Genomic DNA, 23607 nt, shown 5'->3' on the forward strand with positions numbered 1-23607 from the left:
TATATATCAGCTTCTCAGGAATCTAATGGATATATGTATTCCATCTTCCGACCGATTGACCGGATAATTTTGATTCTGATGCTTCGGGCGATCCCGCCGCCAGCGAGTACATCGAGCCTCACAATCGGGTTCGCGCCCGTTCAGTCGCCGGACAGTGGCGCATCTCGCAGGCTAAATTTAGCTCAATGCGAAAATCAACGCGACGCAGGGAGATGGTCGGAGCAACACATGACGGAACCTCAGCAAAAAGCCTGGGGCAGTCGGATCTTGCCATTCAACGGTTCAAGGACGGACCACGGGCTCATTGCGGCGGACGGAAAGCAGGCTTGCTTGGGGGCGCAGCCGCCTTCAACACGAGAAATTGTGCAGTCCTACGAGCTTCCGCTCGACGGCATCCGGCTCTTGATTTCCTCTAGAATGTTGGTTGCGCGTGCGATGCGGCTGTACCTGGCCAGAAAGTCTGCCTTCGCCTGCTGACCAATCTGGTCCCGAAGTGCCTTGTTTTCGCGCAGGCGCTGAAGGGCTTTGACCCAGTCGGACGGGTTGTCTGGCGACACCAGAACGCTGTTGACGCTATCCCTCAAAACTTCTCGTATAACTGACAGGTCGGAGGACACTATGGGTTTGCCATGCGCCATATATTCGAAGAGCTTGAGCGGCGACATTCCCTCAGCGATATTTCGACCGCCGCCCTGGCCCTCTACATCTCTAAGATAGGGCGCGAGGACAACGTCCATTTCGGCCAAGTAGGCATATGTCGCGGCGTGAGGAACGTAGCCGTGAAACACGGTGTTCGGGCATTTGGCCAGCTTCGCTGTCCAATACTCTATATCGCCTGGAGTTCCCCCGACGATGTGAAATGTCGCCCAGCCGCATCGAGGCGCAATAGCGCTTATGATCTCCATGCCTTTTCCCTTATACAGGTGTCCGACATAACCAACCTTGAACGTGCCGCTGAGGCTGCATGGCTCCCCATTCGGCGGAACAGGATCCGCGCCATTGGGCGCGATGAGAAATTTTCCCGCATGTAAGAGTCGGATGCTGTCGTCTCGCAGACGTTGCGACGTGACGACCAGCATACGGAATGCCTCTAGGCCTATCAGTTTGGCAAGGCGCTGACGCTGACGTCTGCTCAAACTGCCAATCGGGTCGTGAAGCTCAAAAACGGTCGTGAACCCGAAAAGCCCGGCAGAAACAAGCGCTACAGTAGCCGAGCGTGTACCGACGACATGCGGCCGCAGCCAGACCGCAGCAAGAAGCGCCAACACAGCAAAAAAGCTCCCGGCCGGGCACAGGCCAAAAGGGTACAGGGAGAACGCGGAATGGGAACTCGGTACCGAATCCGTATGGCGCACGATCTTTTCATAATGATCCCGTGTATTCATGGAGGCGCGTGGCAGCGCTAGTAGGACCTCCGCTCCGGCACACACCGCCCTTCACCGGACAGGTTCTTACCACAGCCGTCATCAAAGCCCCAGCCAGCCAGCAATAATGTTGCGCTGTATCTCCGAAGTTCCGGAATAGAGTTTGCTGCCGATGGCATCACGCACGGCACGTTCGACGTCGAATTCGCTCAAGAAACCATAGCCGCCGAAGACCTGGACGACATCGAGCGTAGTGCGGACTAGCGATTCGCTCACAAAGAGCTTCGAAACGGCGGCGTCGAGGGATACGGACTCGGAGCGCTCAAGGCCCCACGCCGCCTTGTAGACGAGCAGTCGGGCCGCCTCCACCTGCATCTTCATGTCGGCAATCTTATGGGCGACCGCCTGGTGCTTGGAGATGGCCTGGCCGGACTGACGTCTGGTGCGCGTATAGGCCACTGCCTTTTCCAGAAGCCGCTCCATGGTGCCTATATGACTGGCGAATAGGCACGCCCGCTCCCAGTCCATGCTATGAGCAAACAGCCTGGAGCCGCCGCCCACTCCACCGAGAACAGCGTCCTTCGAAACAAATACGTCCTCGAAGACAAGCTCCCCGATCGGAGACGTCCGCAGTCCCATTTTTTCGAACTTTTGCGCGACCAGATAGCCGGGCAGCGCGCGGTCCACGAGGAAGCTCGTGATGCCGCCGAAATACCCCTTGGCGCGGTCAGTGACAGCAAAGACGACGGCAACATCTGCCACCGGCCCGTTGCTCACGAAGGTCTTCGTGCCGTTGATTAGAAAGCCGTCGCCATGAGGCTCCGCCCGGGTTTGCATCGCAAATGCATCGGAGCCCGACTCCGGTTCGCTCATCGCATTGGCTGCGATCAAAGTGCCATCACAGAGCCCCGGAAGATATCGATTCTTCTGCTCGTCAGTGCCGAACTTCCAAATCGGCACCACGCAGGCCAGAAGGTGGGCGCAGATCGAGAAGACCAAGCCGGAATCCTCGCAGCCGTAGCCAAGCGCATCGATTGCCATGGCCGTGGACAGGGAATCGAGACCGGGTCCCCCATAGGCCTGCGGGACTGGCAGGCCGGTCAGGCCCATCTGCGCGCAAGCCCCCCACAACTCGCGCTGGAATACTTGGTCTCGGTCGCGCTGCCTGACATCTTTATTGAGCTTATCTTGCGCGAAGCGAAGGATCTGGCCACGCAGGATACGCTGCTCCTCGTTCAGCGCGAAATCCACTACTCCATCCTCATCAGATGCTGGTAGTCGATTTTATCTGTCGATGTCTTCGGAAGTAACTTCTGATGCGAGAACCAGTCCGGGGCCATGTAGGCCGGCAAGTTGTGGGCGCAGAACCGCTTCAGCTCGATGAGCGACAGCGCATGGCTGTCGCGCGAGGCATAGAACACCTTTATGGAGACGCCCGACTCCTCCGAGCGAGCGATCGCCGCCACCTCGAAGATCGCTGGATGGCGATAGAGCGCCGTCTCGATCTCGCCGAGTTCGATCCGATATCCCCGTCTCTTCACCATCCGGTCGCGTCGACCGCGGAAGGTGTAGACTCCGCCATCGCCTTCGATCACTACATCGCCGGTACGGTACCAGCGACCGCTTGAATCGACATGAAAAGCGGCGCTTGTTCGCTCAGGCATGTTCCAATAGCCCAGCATCACGGGAGCACCGCTGATTGCGAGCTCGCCTTCCTGGCCTCGCGGCACGCTGCGACCATTCGCATCGATCACGCGTGCCTTAACATGCGAGCAGGCGCGCCCGATCGGAAACGGCGCCGAGCGGTCTTCGGCGATCGTCTGCGGGATTTCGTAGTAGGTACAGACGTTGGTTTCGGTTGGGCCATAAAGATTCAGGTAGCGTGCGCGTGGGACCACAGCCTTCAGCCTGCGCAGATGCTTGACCGGAAAAACTTCGCCGGCAAATAGAATGAACCGAAGAGCGTGGTCGTCGCGAGCATCAAGGCCGCCGTGCTCGACCAGAAGCGTGAGTACGGAGGGCGTGGAATACCAGACGGTCAACCGCCGCTCGGCGATAACCGACGCCATCCGGGCCGGATTCTTGCCGAGCTCCTCACCGATGAGGAATACGGTCGCGCCGTGCTTTAGCGGTACGAAGATGTCGAGGATAGACAGGTCGAAGTGGAAAGGCGCATGGGAGGAGAAGCGGTCATTCTCGTCAGGGGCGAGGATCTCGGAGCACCAATCCACGTAGCTCGAGCCATTACGATGCGTCAGCATCACGCCCTTCGGCTGGCCGGTCGAGCCCGAAGTGTAAAGCACGTAAGCGAGGTTGTCCGGCCCCGGCCGCGCCGATTCGTCCTCCACCGCCAGGCCGCCGGCCTCTACGCGAGCCAGGTACGTCGCGAGCGGCGAGGGACCGTCGGACCAGTCGAGCGATAAGAGACAAGGTTCCGCAGCCAAGCGCGCCAACTCACAGTGCAAAGTTTCGGCTCGGGAAGCCTCCACGAAAATCGCGCGCACGCCGCAGTCGGTAAATATGAACGCGTTACGCGCAGGCGGTGCCAGAGAGTCGACGGGCACATAGGCCGCGCCCACCTTTAAGATGCCGAACAGAACAGCGAGCGAGGCGATCGATTTTGGAAGGCAAATGCCGACGCGGTCCCCCGGCCGGACGCCGATCCGACGCAGATGGTCGCGGACTTGGTCCGACAGCGCGTCGAGCTCGCCGTAGGTGATCTGCCGCCCAGAGCTCGCCTCGACAGCGGCGCACGTCTGGGGATACCGCCTCGCGCTCTGTTCCAGATACTCGTGCAAGATAGCGACCGGCATGACGGGCTCTACGTGCACGCCTGCTTCGATTGCACGAAATTGGCAATATGGGCGATGGAGTTCAGGTTCTCCGGCACGAGTTCGTCGGGGGCGATTTCGATGCCGCAGGACTTTTCCAGGTAGGCAACGAGCTTGAGCGTCGCCAGCGAGTCGAGAATGCCGCCATTTATCAGCTCCGTTGAATCCGTCAGATTCTCCGGCATTTCACCAGGCAGGAATTCCTTCAATATGAAATCCCTGGCCATCGTCCTGATCTGGATCGCGTTCATTGTTCCTCCTTGTGCGGAGCAACCGCAAGGTTCAGGGGAATTAGATCCCGGTGTTGCTGCAGCACCTCGTAAAGCTTGTCGGCGATGAGCCGATGGCCGGCGGCGTTTGGGTGATCGTCCCAAGGTGCTACAAGAAGGGTCCGCCAGTCGTGCCCGTCATACACGTTGGAAAGATCGAGAACGTTGAATCCAGCCTCGGCAGCGAGGCGCCTCTCCAGCTCGGGACTGGTCCTCTCGTCTGGTCTGGGTAGATAGATCCAAAAGACCCCGACACCTTCTCGCTTCGCAGCTTCCACGATTCGAGAATAGATTGCACGCAGAAGTCTCTCTCCGTAGGGGGTGAGCTTTCTTTGAAGCACCTCGCGGTCGGCGCTGGGATCGATCCCGCTCTCGCGTACAATGTCGCTCACGAAGTCGTAGCGATATGCGGAGCCATTCTGGATTGCTGTCGCGAGACGCTTTAGCATTCGTGGAATAAGCGCGGTGTGCTCGAAGTAAAAAATGTACTTTGGTTTGAATGCGAGCACCCGATCCTCGGTGATGGCCAGAACGTCCAGGGGAACATAGCCCCCGACGGCGAAGTTCAGCACCTCGTAATCTCGATACCCGCTGTCGGCCGCCTGCTCATTCAGCCGCCGCTCCAACAGGCCCTCGAAAATCTCTTCATCCCCGACGCCCTCGCCGAAGACGTGCGAAGAGCCGACGGTTGCAATTCGTAGGGTGCCGGGAGCAGGAATCTTTTCGTAGTCCTGATCTCGCATGCCCCAGCGGTTAATATGGACCCGCTTTCCCTTATAGTCTGCTTGGGAGAGTGGGCGCAGATAGATCGTGGGAAGCGCACCCGTAAACTCACTCAGCGGCGTCTTGTGTAAATTGCCCCATCCCTCGTCTCGTCGTTGGCCGTAGACAATCCACAGTTCTGGGTTAAAAGCGCTGACATTGACGAGGTTCTCGTAGTAGCCGCGCTCCAGGTTCTCGTTGTCGCGGCTATTGAGGTTCGGCGCTCTAATGTCGGCCATTGCGGTACTCACAGTCTCGCCGAGGCGATCGCGAAACCCGGGGAGCGAGATGCAAACCGCGATCAACCCGCAGACACCGACCGACGCAACCGACCGCCGAAAACTGTATTGGCGGTCGGCAGCGCCGCGCGCGAGCGCAAGGGCAGGAATGCCAATGATAGCTGCTACCGTGAGCAGCACGAGGGCGGGCGTTGTTTTGCCAGGGCCTTCCACACCCACGGTTTCGAAGACCGAGAACCATTGCGGGACCGAGCTCGCGCTCCAAAACGACCAAAGGAGCGAGATGACGACGAACACGCCGATGGTCCGGCCAGCAGTTTGCAGCGCACCGTTCCAGCTTAGTGCCCCGCCACGCAGGCGCCGCGTGCGACCGTGCCGCATTTCATAGTGGGCGTTGATCGTCACAAGTACGGCCAGGATCATCCAGAAGAGGAAGTCGTTCCAGGTGAATACCCAGGTGCCACGTAACCAGAACCACTGATAGTTGTGCAGCAGCCAAGTCGCGAGGAACGCCAGGAGGGTCGCGCTGACCAGCGCTACGCTCTCTCCCCAGCGTCGAAAACGAAAATACAATGGATAGTATACAATTTTCATTATGAAGTCCTTCCAGTATATATTTATTCGACGCCAGAAATCTGTGAAACTTGAGGAAAGAAAGTACAGATTGTGGGTTTCTGGAAGGTTGAATCCAAATAAATGCAAAATCCCGGTGATTATGTGAAAAGTACCTGAAACCTTCAGATAAAGTAAAAATGGCCATATGATAAATTGCAGGAGCTCAATCTGATCGTGTACGTCCGCAGCATCGATCACAAACCGCTGGTACACGATACGGTAGCATATTAAGTGGATAGCGCCGCGAAACATCCACTGAACACCTGTTTGATAGATATAATGCCGGTCAGCATTGTAGTAGCTGCTACGGAAAGTTCTAAAATCTACGACCGGAAAGAGCGGGAAGCACACGTTCGGCAACATGAAAAAATACGCGAGACGTTCCGAAACCGTCGCCATCCTCTGGTCACGCCGCATTTCGTACGCATAGACAATGAGACGGAACATGAACATGGAAGCGAGCACGGGCCAGACGGCGCGCGTCCACGGGGTCGCAATCCAGTCCATTCGTGCGGCGGCGAGCCCGCAGCCGGCGCCAACCAGCGCCAGCACTCTCCATCCAAAAGCGATCGGTAGGTGGACGATTCCGATCAGTACGAGCCCAATGGCGACGATCCAGGCGGCATCGATGAGGCCCTCAAATCTCCAGTGGTGCCAGTTAGGCCCAAGGTTCGCGAAAACTGCGGCGATAGCCGCGAACGAGAGCAGCACGAAAAACGGCAGCCGATAACGCTGTGGCAGGAAGTAGTGCACGCACCAGCCGGCGAGGGCAACGAGCAGGACGCGGACAAGCGCAGTAGTCTCGAGCCTGAGGAGATAGACCAGCGCTATGAAGAGGGCCAACTCGCCGGCTATGGCGAACCAAGCCAGGATGCTTCTCGACTCAGTCCCCGTAGGATCCGCCGACCAGGGAAGAGACAATGTCTTGATCGAATGCACGCTCGCGCGCCTCAACCAGCTGCCGGCGGACATCGACAAGAAGTAGCTTTGGGGCACGCGAAAGATCCGCAAGCTGCTGGTCCCCCTCCCATGGCTCCCATCCCTGACGGGTAATGCGCCCGGTCCTTGGAGCGTTGCCTTGACTTCTTTGAACGAGTCCGGTTCCGCGCAAACGCAGAAGTACATAAGTGTATCAGAGAAAAATCGCTGCGCTGTGCCCGGGGTAACAGCGACCCGTCTCTAAGACGCTTAAATCCAACAAGCTAAATCTGACCGATTGGAAGCCGATCCCGAATGGGATCGATCTGCCCCGCAATCCGCGCCGCGAGCCGAACGCCGATGGCAGCCGACGCTCTATCTGCGTTGTCCCTTAAAGCGTTGCCTCCACTACTTTTTGAACGAGTCCGGTTCCGATCCGATTTCGTTAAAACGCGATAAGGCAGAAGTATTGGTACAAGGTATACCACAAAATAATCACTCCGCTGTGCCCAGGGTAACAGCGGCAGTTCTCTGGGACGTTTAAATCCAACAAGTTAGATCTGATCGACTGGAAGCCGTTGGAATGACCCTCCTTACGGACTGCAAGTGCCATGGCCCAAGAAGGACATTTAGGATTCGGGGTTCATCTCCATACGGCATGCACCCACCGGGGGCGTGGCATGTCACTCCAATGCAGTAGCACCGATATCGGGACACATGGACCAAAAGCGCGGCTGGGCGTGGGAACGCACCCAACGGATAAATTCAGCGCGATCGGTGCGGCGATATGAAAGTACAGGATGCGGAAGGCAAGATTGACGTGGGGCGTCGACTGCGTATCGCTCATGTCATCACCCGTCTCATCAATGGCGGTGCTGATGAGAATACTGTCCATTCCTGCAATTGGGCCGCGCAAGGGGGGCATGATGTTGCCCTGCTACATGGCGAGACGGTCCTGCCGGAAATCATAGCTAAAGTGGACCCGCGGGTGGAACTCATTGGCGTCCCGGGCCTGACTCGCTCCATTTCGCCTGTCTCCGACATGCGGGCATTGTTGGCGCTCACCCGGAGATTCCGCGCCTTGAATGCCGACATCGTGCATACGCACACCAGCAAGGCAGGCATTCTCGGGCGGCTCGCCGCATGGGCGGCGGGAGTGCCAGCGATCGTTCATGGCGTGCATATCGTGCCTTTCGTCAATGTCGGCGTCGCCGAGCGGTTTACTTATCTCGCCTTGGAAAAGCTGGCAGCGCCAGTCACCAGTGCGTTCATCAGTGTGAGCGAGGGCATCCGCGACTTATGCTTGAGCGCGGGAGTGGGACATCCAGACAAACATTATGTCGTCCATTCCGGATTCGATCTCGATCGTTTTCGCAACGCCGGTCCGCCCGACGGTTGGCGCGATTTGTTGCGCTTGACCCCGGACGCGCCGCGCCCGTCCGTGCTCTTGATGATCGCGGCTTTCGAACCACGCAAGCGACACACGGAATTTCTGGACGCTTTCAACAAAGTCGCCGTCCGGTTACCCGACGCGGTGCTTGTGCTCGCGGGCGACGGGCCGCTTCGCTCGACCGTGGAATCGCGGGCCAAGCAGCTTGGGCTCGAGCGACAAGTGGTCTTTACCGGTTATCGGGACGACCCCGAGCGGCTGATCGCGCTTGCGGACCTCTGCCTGCTCTGTTCCATGCGGGAGGGATTGCCCCGCGTGGTCATGCAATATCTCGCCGGTGGCAAGCCTTGCGTCGCTTGCGATCTGCCAGGTCTTCGCGAAGTGCTCCGCCCTGGTATCAACGGTGTGATTACACCCGCGGATGATTTGGCAGCGATGGCCGACGCCATTGCCGCCCTCCTGGAGGATCGTGCAAGACTGGCCTGCCTCGCCCAAGGTGCCGCCGCGGCGACGGATCTTTCGAACTGGGACGTCAAGCTGATGGGCAAGCGGACCGATGCCATTTACCGCGAGGCTCTTGACCAGCATCGGGCAAGCACGGGAGTATCAACAACACGTCCTATCCGAAATGTGGCGCTTCCGCGATGAACGGGTGCTGCCTATGCGTTTGACGGTGATCGGGCAGCTTGCCGGATTGGTTAGCGGTGCAAACTTTGCCGATTTCGGGGATGAGGTGGAGTGCGTCGATCTGGACGACAAGGGGATCGATGCGCTGAAAGGCAGTGAGATGCCAAAGAGGCATCTTCTTTTTTGCACATGGGACGGGGTTGTAATCTTGGTGGCCGCCCTGGCTCCAGGAACGCTATCCGGCGGATTGATATGATTGAAGCAGAAGTTGCCTCCGCTTATCCGACGAAGACCCCGCGAGCCGAAGCTCTTCCCAGCATACGTGTTCTGCTCGTGCTCCCAACCTATTTTCCTGAGTCATATGGCGGCGGCGAACAACAGGCGCGGCGATTTGCTCGGGCGCTGGTTGAAAGCGGCGTTTCCGCAACCATTCTGGCACCCAGACTGTCGCACTCGACCCCGAAACGGTCCGCCATCGACGGGGTGCCTATCCATCGCCTTCGTTTGCGCGCGGCTCCGTATTTGGGCGGGCGGCATATGCTGTCGTTCCTGTCGTGGTGTGTCCAGGTTTTGATCTGGATGCTGCGCCGTCGCGACGAATTCGATGTCGTACATATCATCCATGCCCGACTTCACGCTGTTCCGGCGGCATTGGCAGGAGCCCTCCTACGCAAACCGGTTCTCGCAAAATTGGCCCGGGGCGGACGGTGTTTCGATCTCGACGTTGTGCGCGAAAAGAAGATCATCGGTCGCTGGGCGTCCGCCTTGATTAAACGTCACGTCACGGCCTTCATCGCCAATAGCCGCCAAATCGCTGGTGATCTGAAGAGACATGGCATCGGCGCGGATCGCATTCATATGATTCCGAATGGGATCGATCTGCCCCGCAAGCCGCGCCGCGAGCCGAGCGCCGATGGCAGCCGACGCTTTATCTGCCTTGGCCGTCTCGATCCGGAAAAATGCGTCGAGCACATGATCGATGCGTTCGCGGCACTTCCCGCCGACGCAAAGGCGCAACTCACCATCCTGGGCGATGGCCAGTGCCGCGTCCCTCTCGAGGAACAGGCGGCCCGGTTGGGCCTTTCCGGCAAGGTCACATTCGCCGGGGCGGTCGAAGATGTGTTTCCCTTTCTGTGGGAGGCTGATTTCTATCTTTCCACCTCGGTGTCGGAAGGCATGTCAAACGCCCTGCTCGAGGCCATGAGCTGCGGCGTGGTGCCGATCGTCACCGACGTCAGCGGTGCGTCCGACATTGTGGAACATGAGCGCGGCGGCTTTCTGGCCCGCTCGCATGCCGAGTTTTCCGGGCTTCTTCGTCGCGCGCTCGGCCTATCGGAAGCCGAGCGCTATGAGATGGCGCAGCACGCAGTACAGACAATCGCCGCGCGGTTCAGCATGGAGAGCGTCGCCCTGCTCCAAATGGAGCTATACTCCACTCTCATGCGGCAGCATGTGACGTCTGAGAGCAACATGCTCGGTACAAAGAGGAGATTCGTCTGGTAGCTGCTTTTGCCAGGCGAGGATCTAATGCACAGACGCTCATATTTGGCCAGTGGACGGAAAGCAGAAAGGGCGGTTTACTCCGTCCTAGTGCGGCGTCGCTTGAATGTTGCCGGTGGCGAGCTGGTCGAGGCGGTTCCCGGCAGAAATGCAGTCAAGCAGAGGCTCTTCGTACGGAAGGGGGATGTATTGGCGACAACCTTCATCAAGCTGGAATGGCGGGGTCATCGATGGCGCCAACAGGATTATGTTCATGGCTGAATCAGCAAACGACGGCGGAGACGCTACCGGTGACCCAAACGGCGCATCGTGCATGGCAAACACTGAGGACAGCAACTCGACAACTAAACCGCGCAAACTGACAGAGCGCATGCTGAAGGGCGCTGCTTGGTCCGGCGTAACCTCGATCGCGCGCCTGGGACTGAAATTCATTTCGGTTGCGATATTGGCGCGGCTGCTTTCGCCGCGGGATTACGGCGTCGTCGGCGGCGCAGTCATCGCCGTGGAGCTTGCGGCGATGCTCTATGGTTTGGGCCTGGCCCAGGCGCTCATCCAGCGCAAGGTCGTCGAGCGAGATCACATAGCAACTGCGCTCGGTGTCTCTCTTACTCTATCTTGCGTGATCGGTGCCGCCTTGTGGCTCGCAGCGCCGTTTGTCGCAGCGTTGATGCGTATCGAAGCTCTAACCGATGTCGTGAAACTGCTCGCATTCACGACTCCGCTGGGTGCCTTCAACTTGATCTGCGAGGCGCTCCTTGTGCGCAACATGAGGATAAGGGCGGTTTCTCTCCGCCCGCTCTTCAGCTTCTCCGTAGCGGTCTTCGTCGTTGCTGTTCCCATGGCGTTCGCCGGATTCGGCTATTGGTCGCTCGTCGCCATGCAGATTGCAGAAGTGTCTGTTGGTGCGCTTGCCTTCGGAGTTGCTGCTCGCAAGCTTCTCGTGCTGCCCGGCTTTTCAGCTCGAGCGTTTCGCGAATTGTGGCCGATGAGCCTTGGGTTCTCGCTCACGCAGCCCTTCGGATACCTGGTGAACAATACCCCCAAGTTTCTTATCGCACGGCTCATGGGCGCCGAGGCGCTCGGTCTTTTCACGCGCGCGGCTTTCCTCAGCGAGAATGCAGGGCATCTCTTCAACGGCATCGTCCGAATTGTTGCATTTCCTGCCATGGCTCAGCTTCAGAATGACCGAGAACGCCTGCGCAGCGGATACTTGAAGGGCCTATCTTTAACGGCACTGGCCACCATCCCGACCAGTGCATTTTCTATCGTTTTCGCGCAAGAGCTTGTCGACATTATGCTTGGTCCACGATGGGACGAGGCCGTCTTGCCCTTTGCCCTTCTTGCGACCAGCCTATATTTTCGGCTTGGTAACAGGGTTAGTTACGCAGTCCTTCAGGCGCTGGGGCAGCCCTATCGCATCATCAAGAATAACTGCGCTGTCGTTGCTATACTCGCACTCGGCATCCTGACGACTTCCGATCATGGCCTCGCCAGCATTTGCACGGTGGTGCTACTGGCTTTCGGCGCTGCTTTTGTGATCACCGTCCGACTCGTCTCCAGAGTTATGGAAATGAGTATCGGTGCTATTCTTAGGACTCACGTTATGCCAATGTCTCTCGCCTTGGTGGTTGTTGCCATCGGCGTAGGTACAAAGGCTATGCTTGTTGGGCAGTCGAGCATTGTCATTGTCGCAATCAGCGCTCTTGCTGTTGTGAACTCAGTGCTCGCGCTACTCTACTTCTTGCCAGAGAAAACTTTGGTGTGGTTTGGTGTAGAAGGAGTTCGAACGCTGCCGTCGCTAAGGTTTGCTTTTCGCCAGTTGGCTCGTTATTACATGTGATCGGGACTAATATGAGACCTCGTGTTCTTCTTATAACTCGTCTTCATACGCAAAATGCGGGCAATGAGGGACTCTCTACAGAGTTCATACGGTACGTAACATCCCGTTTTCCTGCTGCGGATGTTCGAGCTATTGATCGTTACCCACGCTTTTTCGAACAATTTGATCTGAGGGGCATCGGTGGAGGTTCGATCAAGGAGTTTGACGCACTAGCTCACGCGCTGACATTGCGATTTCGCAGGGAGGACGCGCCTTTGCCAGCGAAAGCTGAGTTAAATTTGGTCAAGCTTGACGAGACGGGAAAGGAGCGTCGTGGTCCCTTCCGAAGAGTAAAGCATAAGCTGGCATTGCGTAGGAAATTGGCCGGCATGCGACTAATCGAGAGATCAGTTCCTGTAACCGCTGTGACAGCTTGTTGTACTTCCGATTTAGTCGTTTGGAATCCCGCAGGGGAAATTTGTCCAACCGGCGATCCTCATCAAGTGATGCGGTTGCTTCTGTTGCTTCGAATCGCTCAGTTAAGCGGAAAGAAGACTGTCGCAATCAACCACAGCCTCGAGATCGGGAACAATGCTCTCGGTGCCTTGATTGCTCATGTATACAAGAACCTGTGCTATTTGAGCGTGCGCGACGCAAAATCGGTTGAAGTTGCGATAGATCTTGGCGTGCGCAATTCGATTATTCATGAGGCACCAGATATGGTGTTTCTGGCCTCACAGATATCGGTGCCGGAGGCTGCAAGCGCCATACCCCGCGGGGCGATCGGGCTTGCAGTTAATGGCTTGGGGGCTATGCAGGGCGTGGATGAATGGGCGCGTCTGGCAGAAGGTCTGAATAAGGTCGGGCGTCCCATCGTTCTTGTGTCGAATGCAATCCATCGCGATTTGGCTTTCGCCAGACGCTTGAGTCGGATAATCGATAAATCCACGGTCATCAACTACCAGCCTCGATATCAGCAGCTTCGGTCCATATACCGAAAATGCGATGCCGTCATCAGCAGCCGCCTGCATGCTTCGATTTTGGCGCTTTGCGAGGGTGTCCCGGTCGTTAGCATCGAACCGTCGGTCTTCAAAGTATCAGCGATCTTTCGCCAATTGGATTATCCGCTCGAAACTGAAAGATTGCAGCAGGCTGGTTGGTCTGATCGGGTCCTTGCCAAGCTAGCACGGTGTCTATCGGAGGAGCGATCTTCGATTTCATCGGCTGGTGCAAACGCAATTTCCCAACAGCTGAGAAGGATAGAAGTGGCGTACGCACCGTTCTTTGCGCTTGCATAGGTTGGGCGCGTGTCCACCTGTTGTCGGGCACCTATGCAGGTGATCGGCGAGAAGACCTGAGTAAGCGCTCTTTTGCCTCGGCGCCGGCGTCTTGAAGTTGGATCGGAGCTGGTGTCAGCCCGCGAGTTTATTGCTTGAGTTCTCGGGCGCCCCCCCGGGCATTAGCTCGTCGAGACGCGAGGTGGCCAGAGGTTGACGAACTTGGTGAGTACGTCGGCGAGGTAGGCTCGTGGATCGCCGCCTTCCGATTTCCAGGTTTCGATCAGCGACGCGATGCGGGCTCTCCGATACAATCCGCAGCTTCGCTCCAATCGACCAACGGCGACGGCATCCAGTCTCGACGTCCAGCCGCCCAGCATGCTCACTTTGCGTTCTCTAAACTCAGCTCGGCGATGACAAGGCGCCCTCGCCGTGCGAATACAAAGATCTTCCTCTCAGCTTCTCGATGTGACTCTGAGATGCGCGAATTTGCACCACCACCTGCTCGCAGGCTCGGCAGGCATATTTGGGACGGCGCGTCACCATCGCCCGGTACTGCGCCGGGATCACCTCGAGCCCCTGCAAGGTTTCCTCGCCGATCACATGCCTACTTAAGGCGTTGCGCACGGTCGTTTCCAATCCTGTGTGACAGGAAAAACCAAGTTAGAAAACACCTTTGAGGCGGTCACGCAGTGACTAGCACCAGTCTTTCCGAATAGCCTCGTTCGCGGGATCGGGATCGCGCAGTCGGGCGCAGGTCGCCTCTGTAATGAGAACAATATTTATCTTAATGCAATGTAGGCGAGTTGCAGCTCTGGTTTGTCACGGGTCTGAGTCGCGCGAGCGATAGAAGCTTTTCCGTTGGCATTCTTCTTATCATAGTACTTTGCCGATGTAGTCATACCGAATTCAAGCGCGTTGTATATTCAACATCGATCTTCGTCCTCTAAGATTGAAGGGGTCTTCTACGTGGTGATACCAATCATCTACTAATCAACCGTAAGCGGGGCGACGCAGTAAGACCACGGTCGACGAATAGGGTCGAAAGAGCCAGAAGTATCTATGATAGCGAGCCTTGAAACGCTCAAAGTCCGCAAGAAGGAGATACGGAAAACTTAGAACATGCCGGGTAAGCAGCCGGATCAGCTCCGGTAATGTATGCTGGCTCAGAAGATCGTCCAGATAGGTGCTGTCCGAAACGACGGCCTGTTGCAGGCAGGTGAAATCAGGAAAGAGGCGACAGATTTCGTCGGGGGCTGGCCGGTAGAGCGTATCGATGGGGTCGAGGTGATAGGGGTAGCTGTACGGGCCGGTGACCAGCAGGAGACCCTCAGGCTCCACGATACTGGCGCAGGCGTCGGCAAATGCGCCCGGATCAACCAGATGCTCGAGTAGGTTGCAGCACATGACGAGCCTGGGATGGAGCGCCCTCAGTTGCTCCTGGAAGGCCAGATCCAGTACATCTCCAACCAAGTCCACTCCCTCCTCTTCCTTCATATCGATATTGAGGATACGTACCCCGCGCTCGCGAAGCGGCCGAAACACGAGTAGGTCGACGTGGGGCTGTTCCACCGTCCGGAAGTGGGCGGTCGAGGAGCCGATATTCAGGCAGGGATTCATTGCTTCGCTCGGAATCGAAGCCAAGATCGCCTGAGTGTGCTTGGCTTCATTCGGACGCATCGGCGAGCATTCCCCATCCGCTAGTTACAGTGTGCGAGGGCCTGTCGCCACAGGCCCTCATCGTTAGCACCGTTCGCCTCGTCGTTTGCTCCACCCTCTGCGAATTCAGGGGCCCGGGCTGCTCCACCGAACCTCGTACAGGGTCTCCATGACTCCGGAGCCGTACCTGTTGAAGTCCTTCAGGTCCTCGCTCGTCAGTCGCTCCATCGCAGCAGCGTTTATGTTCTCGGCCAGGAGTGACGCCCAGTAGCTTTTGTCCACTATGCGCATGGTGCGACTTGCAGACGCGGCGGCCTCCTGACCGGGCCCGTAGCTCTTTGGCTTGTGAATATAGGCGTCCTCACGCGGCCGCGGCAGCGCCAGGCGCCCGTACAGGCGATCCAGAAAGCGGAGAGGATGGGCAACCATATCCTCGAACCTGACAAGCAAGTAGTTGTCTCTGGCAGCCTGTTCCTCAAGCATCTTGCCGGCAATGTGGCCGTAGACTCGTCCCGCCATCATGGCCGGCACCCCTCGGCGGTTCCATGAATCGCAAAGGCCGTAGCCGTTCCTCACCAGCCCGACGAAGATCGTCTCTTCGAACTGCTTCTCGATTTCAGAGTTCAGGAAGATGTCGTACTCAGTCACCTTGAAGAGGACGTGGCGCGCGAGCGCGAGATCGAGCCCCCTTTCCTTCCGCAGCTGGTAGTCAGCGGCGATCGACGCTTGGACGCTCCTTTCCAGACGCTTCTGAAATCGCTTCGCGTAGAACACTGACCTGGAGGCAAGCTTGCCCGCCCGGACTCCCAGACGCCGATAGACCTTTGGAGGAAGATTCCAGCCGCCGTTGTAGTAGAACTGCCAAAACTCATCGAAGGTCATGAGGACGCCGGGCGAAGAGCCGATCATATTCGCCAGAATGTTCGACCCGCCGCGGCCGAAGGAATTTATGACAATGGCTCGATCCATTCTGGGGTCCAGGGATTGCGGTTCGGTGCGCTATTGACCTGTCTGAGTGTATTGGGCGATAGTATTTCCTAACCCTCGCGTCGTAAAGGCTCGCGTCACTGTACCCGTAGCGCGCGTGTTTTTGGTCGTCGACCATCGTCAGGAGCGCGCCCGCTTCATCGCCGCGTGCCGGACAGCACTGCAAGCGCTACTCGTACCACACGAAAACGCATGGGAAATCGGCTTGGCTATTCCGCTTGCCTAGCTCGGATTGAGCTACTGGGCTCTGGTGATCGCGGCCATGGCCGAGGCAATTTTTCTTTCTGGCATTTACTTGATCACTGCGCGACAATATCTCGCCATGCCACGCTTCGACCTGCAGTCCTACCGCGAGATCCGCACGCAGAGCCTGGGATTTTCCTTGGCTGGAGTTTTGGCCTTCGGCGGCCAATACATGGACAAGATCATCGTCGCGCGTTTGCTCGGGACCGCGGAGCTTGGCATCTACACGAGGGCGTTCACTCTAATCGCAATGCCGGCGAATCTATTCGGAAACCTGAGTAGAACGGTCGTTTTCCCGTTGCTGTCAAAAGTGCAGACAGACGAGGCCAGGCTGCGCAGCGCCCAGCTGAAGGGCTATGCCTTGACCGCAGCCCTCACTCTACCAACCAGCGCGTTCCTGTGCTGCTTCGCCAAGGAGATCGTACTGACAATGTTCGGCCCTAGATGGGTGGACGCAGTGGTTCCGATTGCAGTATTTTCCGCGGCAATGTATTTCCGGGTCGCATTTAAATTATGCGGCGCCGTTATGCTCGCCACAGGCAGTGGCTACCGCAGCGCGTCCATGCAGATTTTCCATGCGGCGCTTGTCATATCATTCGTATTTTTAGCGGCGCCTTACGGAGTGAGTGCGGCAGCGGCGGCGGTGTCGGGCCATTCTAGTGACTTTCGTCCTTTATTCCTTCATTAGCTGCCGCATGACCGGATTGCCATTCGTGGATTTCGTGCTCGTCCATATCCCGCCAATTGTCTTTCTGCCGTCATCTACGCTGCCGGTTCTGCGATCAGGATGCTGTTCGCCGGCTCGCCGTACTATCTTGTGCTGGCGATCGGCGCTTTTATGATAGGCACGCTATCTGCCGTTACTCTCTATTTGAGAGCTTCGCTTCTGTTCGGGAAATGCGGAGTGGAAGTCCTGCAAGCCGTAACGTCCAAGAAAGCAGCATGGCTCAATTGGATTCCACGCTGACTTACGACCGAATGCCACCCTTCACGGTGATTCTAACTGTCGTGCTGTAAATCAGCAGGAGCGCGCGCGGTGACCGCCGTATGAAACCTTCCCGTCCGACATGCCTTTAAGAAAGCCGCAGCTTTACGAAGAGCCGAGTCCTTCGGAAAGAGCGCACCGAGCCTTCCACCTTCAGAAGCCGAAAGCATGCGGGCCGCAGTCACCTCAAAGCCAAGCACCGTAAACAGATTGCCCAAGGTGAGCGGGGTCCACGAATGCAGATGCATGTGGGGATTGTTTGACCATGAGCGATGCTGCGGAGCAATGATCGGCATCTCGCACGGTACGAATACCCTTATCTCGCCAGAGGGCTTTAGGACGCGCAACATTTCTCGGAGCACCATCGAAGGGCTGTCGACATGCTCGAGAGCGTGATAGCTGATAATTTTGTCTATCGTGCTGGACGGGATATCCGCAAGTGAGCCAACAACAAGGTCCAAATGTGCAGACGCCTGCTTAGCAGCGGTCTCGTTGATCTCCACGCCAATTCGCTTCACCGCTGGCAAGCACGAGAGGATACTGCCTGTCCCACAGCCGAAATCCAGAACGACATCCGTATGGCTGCTGAAATCCTCAAAAAGCCTTGCTCTAGATTTCTGTACGGTATCGGTTCGGCTACTGCCCCGCTGCTCAAAATATTGCGCGCCTTTTGGACCTGTATAGAGCGTATCGGATCTTGAATGCATCTACCAACACTCCAAGGATCAATAGCATACGGTGAACTGGCTGGTGGTCCAAGCGCCCTTCGGGCAGGCCTCGCGAAAGCGCGCCCTCTAGCGCGCAGAATAACGGCCGCTCTGTTCCGGACCGGGATGATAACCGGGATGTTCATGCTGTTCCAGTCCCACTATCCGCCCGAGACGTAGCCACGCTTGCGGCCCCTTTGCCCTGCGGTAGTAGGTGCAGTACCGCGGATGGATGGAGCGACCCCAGTTGCTCTTGCAGCGCCGGCTTCAGCATGTCTTCAACCAAATTGACGTGGGACTAATCCACCGTCCGGAAGTGGCCGTCGAGGAGCCGATATTCAGGCAGGGATTCATTGCTTCGCTCGGAATCGAAGCCAAGATCGCCTGAGTGTGCTTGGCTTCATTCGGACGCATCGGCGAGCATTCCCCATCCGCTAGTTACAGTGTGCGAGGGCCTGTCGCCACAGGCCCTCATCGTTAGCACCGTTCGCCTCGTCGTTTGCTCCACCCTCTGCGAATTCAGGGGCCCGGGCTGCTCCACCGAACCTCGTACAGGGTCTCCATGACTCCGGAGCCGTACCTGTTGAAGTCCTTCAGGTCCTCGCTCGTCAGTCGCTCCATCGCAGCAGCGTTTATGTTCTCGGCCAGGAGTGACGCCCAGTAGCTTTTGTCCACTATGCGCATGGTGCGACTTGCAGACGCGGCGGCCTCCTGACCGGGCCCGTAGCTCTTTGGCTTGTGAATATAGGCGTCCTCACGCGGCCGCGGCAGCGCCAGGCGCCCGTACAGGCGATCCAGAAAGCGGAGAGGATGGGCAACCATATCCTCGAACCTGACAAGCAAGTAGTTGTCTCTGGCAGCCTGTTCCTCAAGCATCTTGCCGGCAATGTGGCCGTAGACTCGTCCCGCCATCATGGCCGGCACCCCTCGGCGGTTCCATGAATCGCAAAGGCCGTAGCCGTTCCTCACCAGCCCGACGAAGATCGTCTCTTCGAACTGCTTCTCGATTTCAGAGTTCAGGAAGATGTCGTACTCAGTCACCTTGAAGAGGACGTGGCGCGCGAGCGCGAGATCGAGCCCCCTTTCCTTCCGCAGCTGGTAGTCAGCGGCGATCGACGCTTGGACGCTCCTTTCCAGACGCTTCTGAAATCGCTTCGCGTAGAACACTGACCTGGAGGCAAGCTTGCCCGCCCGGACTCCCAGACGCCGATAGACCTTTGGAGGAAGATTCCAGCCGCCGTTGTAGTAGAACTGCCAAAACTCATCGAAGGTCATGAGGACGCCGGGCGAAGAGCCGATCATATTCGCCAGAATGTTCGACCCGCCGCGGCCGAAGGAATTTATGACAATGGCTCGATCCATTCTGGGGTCCAGGGATTGCGGTTCGGTGCGCTATTGACCTGTCTGAGTGTATTGGGCGATAGTATTTCCTAACCCTCGCGTCGTAAAGGCTCGCGTCACTGTACCCGTAGCGCGCGTGTTTTTGGTCGTCGACCATCGTCAGGAGCGCGCCCGCTTCATCGCCGCGTGCCGGACAGCACTGCAAGCGCTACTCGTACCACACGAAAACGCATGGGAAATCCGATTTCTGAAAAGAGGTACTAGGACGGGCGAAGTTCATCACATTGAACTCGCGGGAGACGACCTGACCAAGTGGGTTCCGGCGCGCGGATAGATCTTCGGAGCAAGCTAAGCGCCTTGTAGCAGAATTGCCAGAACTTGTCTGCGGCCATCTTACGGTAGAGAGAGAGAGAGAGAGAGAGAGAGAGAGAGAGAGAGAGAGAGGCAGCGTTCATGTTGACCCGTATGTTCGAGCCCCCTCGACCGAACGAATGACGATAACGGCTCGTTCCATAGTATCTCGATGCTCGCAGACCACTCCGTTTCGAAGGATTCTGTTGCCCTTCGGCGCGCCGCAGGGCGCCATTGAAAAGCCAAACTAAAGCGGCGAATTGTTTTTTGCGAGGAGAAGCGCAATAATCGGTAACGGGCGTCGTTGTGCAGCCTTAGCTCGAAACCAGCGGATATTGGCGCGATGTGAGATATGTAAGGCACACGATAATGACCAACCGCATTTCTCGCCGGGATTTGGCACGGGCCGCATGCGCCGCCCTTGTGCTGACCGCATCCGGTCGCTCGGGATGGGATGCTCGGGCCGCCGGCCCGGCGCAAGGCTCGCTGCCGGAAGCTGACTCCTGGCGTCCTGGTCTGTTCCCGGAAATGATTGTGAAATCCTGGTTTCAGGAGGATCTGGCCGAAGGCGAAATCTCCTCGTGGCAATCCGGCGGCGTGAAGCCGGTGGCTGCGGTGCAAGCCGGGCCCTCCCTGCGCCCAACAAAGCTTCCGAATAACGGCGGCGTCCTCTTCAAGAAGGGCACGAAACAGGCGTTGACCTGGCCAGTCGATAAGGATGCCCCCTATCTCCACCGGTGGTGGCTCGTGATCGCCCGGTGCCATTCGGTGAACAGCACCGGTGCGGATAACGTTTCCGTTCTTTGCGTCAATGGCGCGGAGGGTGGCCCGGTGCATCGCCAGCCCCAGGTCTGTTTCAAGCCCTCGGCCGGCACATTCGTTTCGCGGCTCCATGACGGCAAGCTCAAGAGCGAGGAAGGGCAGTACTCGACCGATTTTGACGACTGGAATGTCATGGTCGGGTACCGCCGCGGATTCGTGATGCAGGCTGTGGTGAATGGGGTCAAGACGGCCGGCCAGGCGATTCATGCATTGAAACCCAACCTGATGAAATCGCAGAGCTTCATGGGCGATGTGAATAAGCCGATGAGGGCCGATGTCGCGATCGATTGCGTCATCATCGGGCAAAGCGAACTCAATGATGCGCAGATCGACAAGCTCGTGGGTTGGGCCATGTGGCGCGCCGGCAGGCAAGCCGACCTGCCCGACGATCATCCCCATAGAAAGAGCCCGCCTTCGGCGGTGGATGCCAGCGACAATCCCGCGCGCTATGCCTTCGATTCGCAGGCTTGGGCAAGTTGGGCGGCGGTTGATACAAGGACGAACCAAGCCCATCGCGGTCAGGCGGCGCCCGATATCAGCGGCTATACGACGGTGTTCTTCGACGATTTCGAGACCAACACCATTGTCGACGATCTGACAGGCGCACAGAGCAGCGGCTGGTTCGCGCCGACGCACCTCACCAATATCGGCGGGGATGCGAAGGCACAGCGGATTTCCGGGACGCCGTCTTCATACATTCACGATGCCGAGAGCCACACGCTGTCGCTCCGTCTCGTCCACAACAAGGTTTGGCGGACCGGAGCGTTTTCTTCGGTCAACAACAACGGCCAAGGTCGGTGGTGGGGAAAAGGAATATTCGAGATCCGCGCCAAGTTCCCCAAGCTTTCCGCGCCGCGCCCGGGCTTCTTTCCTGCCTTCTGGGCCTATGGCAAGGAGCACCTGTTTTGGCGGACGCGGAATCGTCTGGAAACTGACTTTTGGGAATATGGGGCGGAGGACGGAACGTGGATCAATATCAGCCAGCATGTGCATAAGCCGGCGCTTGCCTATCCCGATCCCCAAATCGCCGCCGCTGACGTGCGCAGGAAGATCGCCGGCTACCCGATCGACCAATCAAACGGCTTCCCCAACGCGATAGACATATATAACGGCGAGTTTCATACGTGGTACGCCCAGATCGAAGATAATTACACATACTTCGTGATTGATGGCTATGAAGTGGCACGTTGCCCGACGACGCTGGAGCTTGCCGCGCAAAAATACATCATGGTCGATTTGGGCTTTCGATCCGGCAGGGGCGGAGTCTTGCCGGATCCATCCGAAACTTACGACATGGCCATAGACTATATTCGGGTCCGCCAGAAGGAGTCGGACCTTGCGGAGGTGCCTGCCGGCTTCGCGCGATTGCCAGAGCTTTCCGGCTCTGCCTCAATCGGAAGCACGCTGAGCGTACAACCGAATGTGCCAGCGTCGCATCTGGAGTACCTTTGGTATCGTGACGGAGTTCCCATCGTCGGCGAAACTGCTGCAACATACAAGCTCAATGCAAGGGATGCTGGGCACAGGATCCGGTGCCAAGTGCGTGCGCTCTCTTTGCTTGATCAGCCGGAAGCCTGGACAGCCGAAGCGGACGTCGTAGAGAGGTAATCGTGCAAATGAGCTTTCGCGGCTTGACTATGGCATCATCTGCCCGAGCAAAAAGGACAGGCGGCAGGGTCTCCTCTTAGTTCCTTTTTCGCCCCGGGAGAAACATATGAGTCCGTCCGCCTATGATCGCTTGACGGTGAATAGCCCCAACCCGGCTGCACGGTTTGCGCAGAGAAGCCGGCATGAAAGGGGTATCCGACTTGTGAAGCAACATCTCTCTCCAAGCAGCGCTATCCTCGACTACGGATCCAACAATGGCGACTTTCTTAACACGCTGGCCGGCGGGGGCTGGTCAGGACCGCTTTACGGCTATGATCCCTATGTGGCGCCAAAAGCCCCATCGTTCACGCCGGTAGGGAGCCTGGGAGAGATACCTGATGAGGTACTAGACGCGGTGCTGGCCTTTGAAACCCTCGAGCATGTCGACGAGAACGTATTAGAGGAGTTCATCTCGTTCTGTGAGCGCTCTCTTCGGGCTGGTGGAGTTCTGATCATCTCCGTGCCCATCATGGTTGGGCCTATTCTCTTGCTCAAGTACCCCAACGCCGTTTTCATAAACAAGTCGCGATGGCGATACAGCGCCCGGGAGCTATTCCGTGCGGCAATTCTCTGGCAACAGGTCCCACGGAGCAAGTCCGGCGCCTATCTCGATCACAAGGGGTTTGACTACAGGGTGCTTCGACAGAGACTCGCCTGCCGCTTCGCCCCGATCTCGATCGGATATTCTCCATTTCCGGGCTTGGGCCCGGCCCTAAACTCTCAGGCTTTTATGTGCTTCCGGGCGATGAGCACGAGCGATCGTATCTGAGGTGAAATTGGAACCACCGCCACGGATATGTCCCTTGCTTTTCTCAAAGGCTTTCTGCGGACTGAATGAGTGCACTGAGTCCTGCGCGGACCCATCCCCCTTGATGTCCCGCCGAAATTCAGCGCATTGCCGGTCTTCTCGGGCGAGGCTTCACCAGTCCAAGAGCTGACTGTCGTATCGAACGTGATTGCGTCGCAATAGAGTGTCTCTGGTATCGCGACGGCGTTCCGATCGTGGACGAAACCGGCACAAGCTATGAGCTCAGTTCGCGGGATACCGGGCATAAAATTCGCTGCCATGTTCGCGCGGTCTCTGTTGCTCAACCAGCCAGAAGCCTGGACACCGGAGAGCGAGACCGTCGGCTAGCCCGCATCGACCGCACGCCGTCGGGATGCGTCACCACTCTCGTCGGACTGCTGATGAGTTCTGCCACCAGTAAGCCTCCCCGCAGCCGAGGAGGATGAGCTTTCCCAACAGGCGGAAAC

The 23607-nt window shown here is 57.7% G+C and carries 18 protein-coding genes and 1 pseudogene; 8 read left to right on the forward strand and 11 right to left on the reverse strand.

Annotation, left to right across the window (positions count from 1 at the left end):
• Positions 1-371 precede the first annotated feature (371 nt).
• The 5 genes from AC0L2Z_RS07650 to AC0L2Z_RS07670 form a co-directional block, all read right to left on the reverse strand.
• Positions 372-1385, reverse strand: a complete 1014-nt coding sequence (locus AC0L2Z_RS07650) for a glycosyltransferase (protein ID WP_287288033.1) — start codon at positions 1383-1385, stop codon at positions 372-374.
• An 81-nt stretch (positions 1386-1466) separates the two neighbouring features.
• Positions 1467-2615 carry an acyl-CoA dehydrogenase family protein gene (locus AC0L2Z_RS07655; RefSeq protein ID WP_287237129.1) on the reverse strand — a complete coding sequence of 383 codons (1149 nt, stop codon included), beginning with the start codon at positions 2613-2615 and terminating at the stop codon, positions 1467-1469.
• Positions 2615-4177 carry an amino acid adenylation domain-containing protein gene (locus AC0L2Z_RS07660; RefSeq protein ID WP_473627404.1) on the reverse strand — a complete coding sequence of 521 codons (1563 nt, stop codon included), beginning with the start codon at positions 4175-4177 and terminating at the stop codon, positions 2615-2617. Before AC0L2Z_RS07660 ends, AC0L2Z_RS07655 begins: the two co-directional genes overlap by 1 nt.
• Before the next feature lie 8 nt (positions 4178-4185).
• A complete protein-coding gene (locus tag AC0L2Z_RS07665; RefSeq protein ID WP_473627405.1) occupies positions 4186-4446 on the reverse strand; it encodes an acyl carrier protein in 261 nt (86 codons plus the stop codon).
• Complete coding sequence (locus AC0L2Z_RS07670; protein ID WP_473627406.1) at positions 4443-7019, reverse strand: SGNH/GDSL hydrolase family protein; 2577 nt, start codon at positions 7017-7019, stop codon at positions 4443-4445. The genes AC0L2Z_RS07665 and AC0L2Z_RS07670 overlap by 4 nt, the downstream gene beginning before the upstream one ends.
• Before the next feature lie 766 nt (positions 7020-7785).
• Here AC0L2Z_RS07670 and AC0L2Z_RS07675 point away from each other — a divergent pair.
• From AC0L2Z_RS07675 to AC0L2Z_RS07695, 5 genes are all read left to right on the forward strand, one after another.
• Positions 7786-9036 carry a glycosyltransferase gene (locus tag AC0L2Z_RS07675; protein ID WP_287288041.1) on the forward strand — a complete coding sequence of 417 codons (1251 nt, stop codon included), beginning with the start codon at positions 7786-7788 and terminating at the stop codon, positions 9034-9036.
• 13 nt (positions 9037-9049) lie between these two features.
• A complete protein-coding gene (locus AC0L2Z_RS07680) occupies positions 9050-9271 on the forward strand; it encodes a hypothetical protein (RefSeq protein WP_258118599.1) in 222 nt (73 codons plus the stop codon).
• Positions 9268-10518 (forward strand): glycosyltransferase, encoded by a 1251-nt coding sequence (locus AC0L2Z_RS07685; protein WP_473627408.1) that lies wholly within the window; start codon positions 9268-9270, stop codon positions 10516-10518. Before AC0L2Z_RS07680 ends, AC0L2Z_RS07685 begins: the two co-directional genes overlap by 4 nt.
• A gap of 250 nt (positions 10519-10768) precedes the next feature.
• On the forward strand, positions 10769-12355 hold the full coding sequence (locus tag AC0L2Z_RS07690; protein ID WP_473627409.1) for a lipopolysaccharide biosynthesis protein: 1587 nt from the start codon (positions 10769-10771) through the stop codon (positions 12353-12355).
• Between the two features lie 368 nt (positions 12356-12723).
• Positions 12724-13632 carry a polysaccharide pyruvyl transferase family protein gene (locus tag AC0L2Z_RS07695; protein WP_473627410.1) on the forward strand — a complete coding sequence of 303 codons (909 nt, stop codon included), beginning with the start codon at positions 12724-12726 and terminating at the stop codon, positions 13630-13632.
• Positions 13633-13793: 161 nt separating this feature from the next.
• Here AC0L2Z_RS07695 and AC0L2Z_RS07700 read toward each other — a convergent pair whose 3' ends face one another.
• The 4 genes and pseudogenes from AC0L2Z_RS07700 to AC0L2Z_RS07715 form a co-directional block, all read right to left on the reverse strand.
• Complete coding sequence (locus AC0L2Z_RS07700; RefSeq protein WP_473627412.1) at positions 13794-13997, reverse strand: hypothetical protein; 204 nt, start codon at positions 13995-13997, stop codon at positions 13794-13796.
• 76 nt (positions 13998-14073) lie between these two features.
• Positions 14074-14235 (reverse strand): annotated as a pseudogene (locus tag AC0L2Z_RS07705) (IS66 family transposase zinc-finger binding domain-containing protein); the annotation flags it as partial.
• Positions 14236-14604: 369 nt separating this feature from the next.
• Positions 14605-15291 (reverse strand): class I SAM-dependent methyltransferase, encoded by a 687-nt coding sequence (locus tag AC0L2Z_RS07710; RefSeq protein ID WP_473627413.1) that lies wholly within the window; start codon positions 15289-15291, stop codon positions 14605-14607.
• Positions 15292-15396: 105 nt separating this feature from the next.
• Complete coding sequence (locus AC0L2Z_RS07715; RefSeq protein WP_287279761.1) at positions 15397-16239, reverse strand: hypothetical protein; 843 nt, start codon at positions 16237-16239, stop codon at positions 15397-15399.
• A 250-nt stretch (positions 16240-16489) separates the two neighbouring features.
• On the opposite strand from AC0L2Z_RS07715, the gene AC0L2Z_RS07720 reads away from it, so the two are divergent.
• A complete protein-coding gene (locus AC0L2Z_RS07720; RefSeq protein WP_473627415.1) occupies positions 16490-17188 on the forward strand; it encodes an oligosaccharide flippase family protein in 699 nt (232 codons plus the stop codon).
• 311 nt (positions 17189-17499) lie between these two features.
• Here AC0L2Z_RS07720 and AC0L2Z_RS07725 read toward each other — a convergent pair whose 3' ends face one another.
• A complete protein-coding gene (locus AC0L2Z_RS07725; RefSeq protein WP_473627416.1) occupies positions 17500-18192 on the reverse strand; it encodes a class I SAM-dependent methyltransferase in 693 nt (230 codons plus the stop codon).
• Between the two features lie 519 nt (positions 18193-18711).
• Positions 18712-19554, reverse strand: coding sequence for a hypothetical protein (locus tag AC0L2Z_RS07730; protein ID WP_287279761.1), 843 nt, complete (start codon positions 19552-19554; stop codon positions 18712-18714).
• A 699-nt stretch (positions 19555-20253) separates the two neighbouring features.
• Between AC0L2Z_RS07730 and AC0L2Z_RS07735 the strand changes: the two genes are divergently transcribed.
• Both AC0L2Z_RS07735 and AC0L2Z_RS07740 read left to right on the forward strand, forming a co-directional pair.
• The gene (locus AC0L2Z_RS07735; RefSeq protein WP_473627418.1) at positions 20254-22314 is read left to right on the forward strand and encodes a hypothetical protein; all 2061 of its coding nucleotides are present in this window, start codon (positions 20254-20256) and stop codon (positions 22312-22314) included.
• Between the two features lie 106 nt (positions 22315-22420).
• A complete protein-coding gene (locus AC0L2Z_RS07740) occupies positions 22421-23122 on the forward strand; it encodes a class I SAM-dependent methyltransferase (RefSeq protein ID WP_287279764.1) in 702 nt (233 codons plus the stop codon).
• The last annotated feature ends 485 nt before the right edge of the window (positions 23123-23607 follow it).

It is taken from the genome of Mesorhizobium sp. WSM4850, from assembly GCF_055811735.1.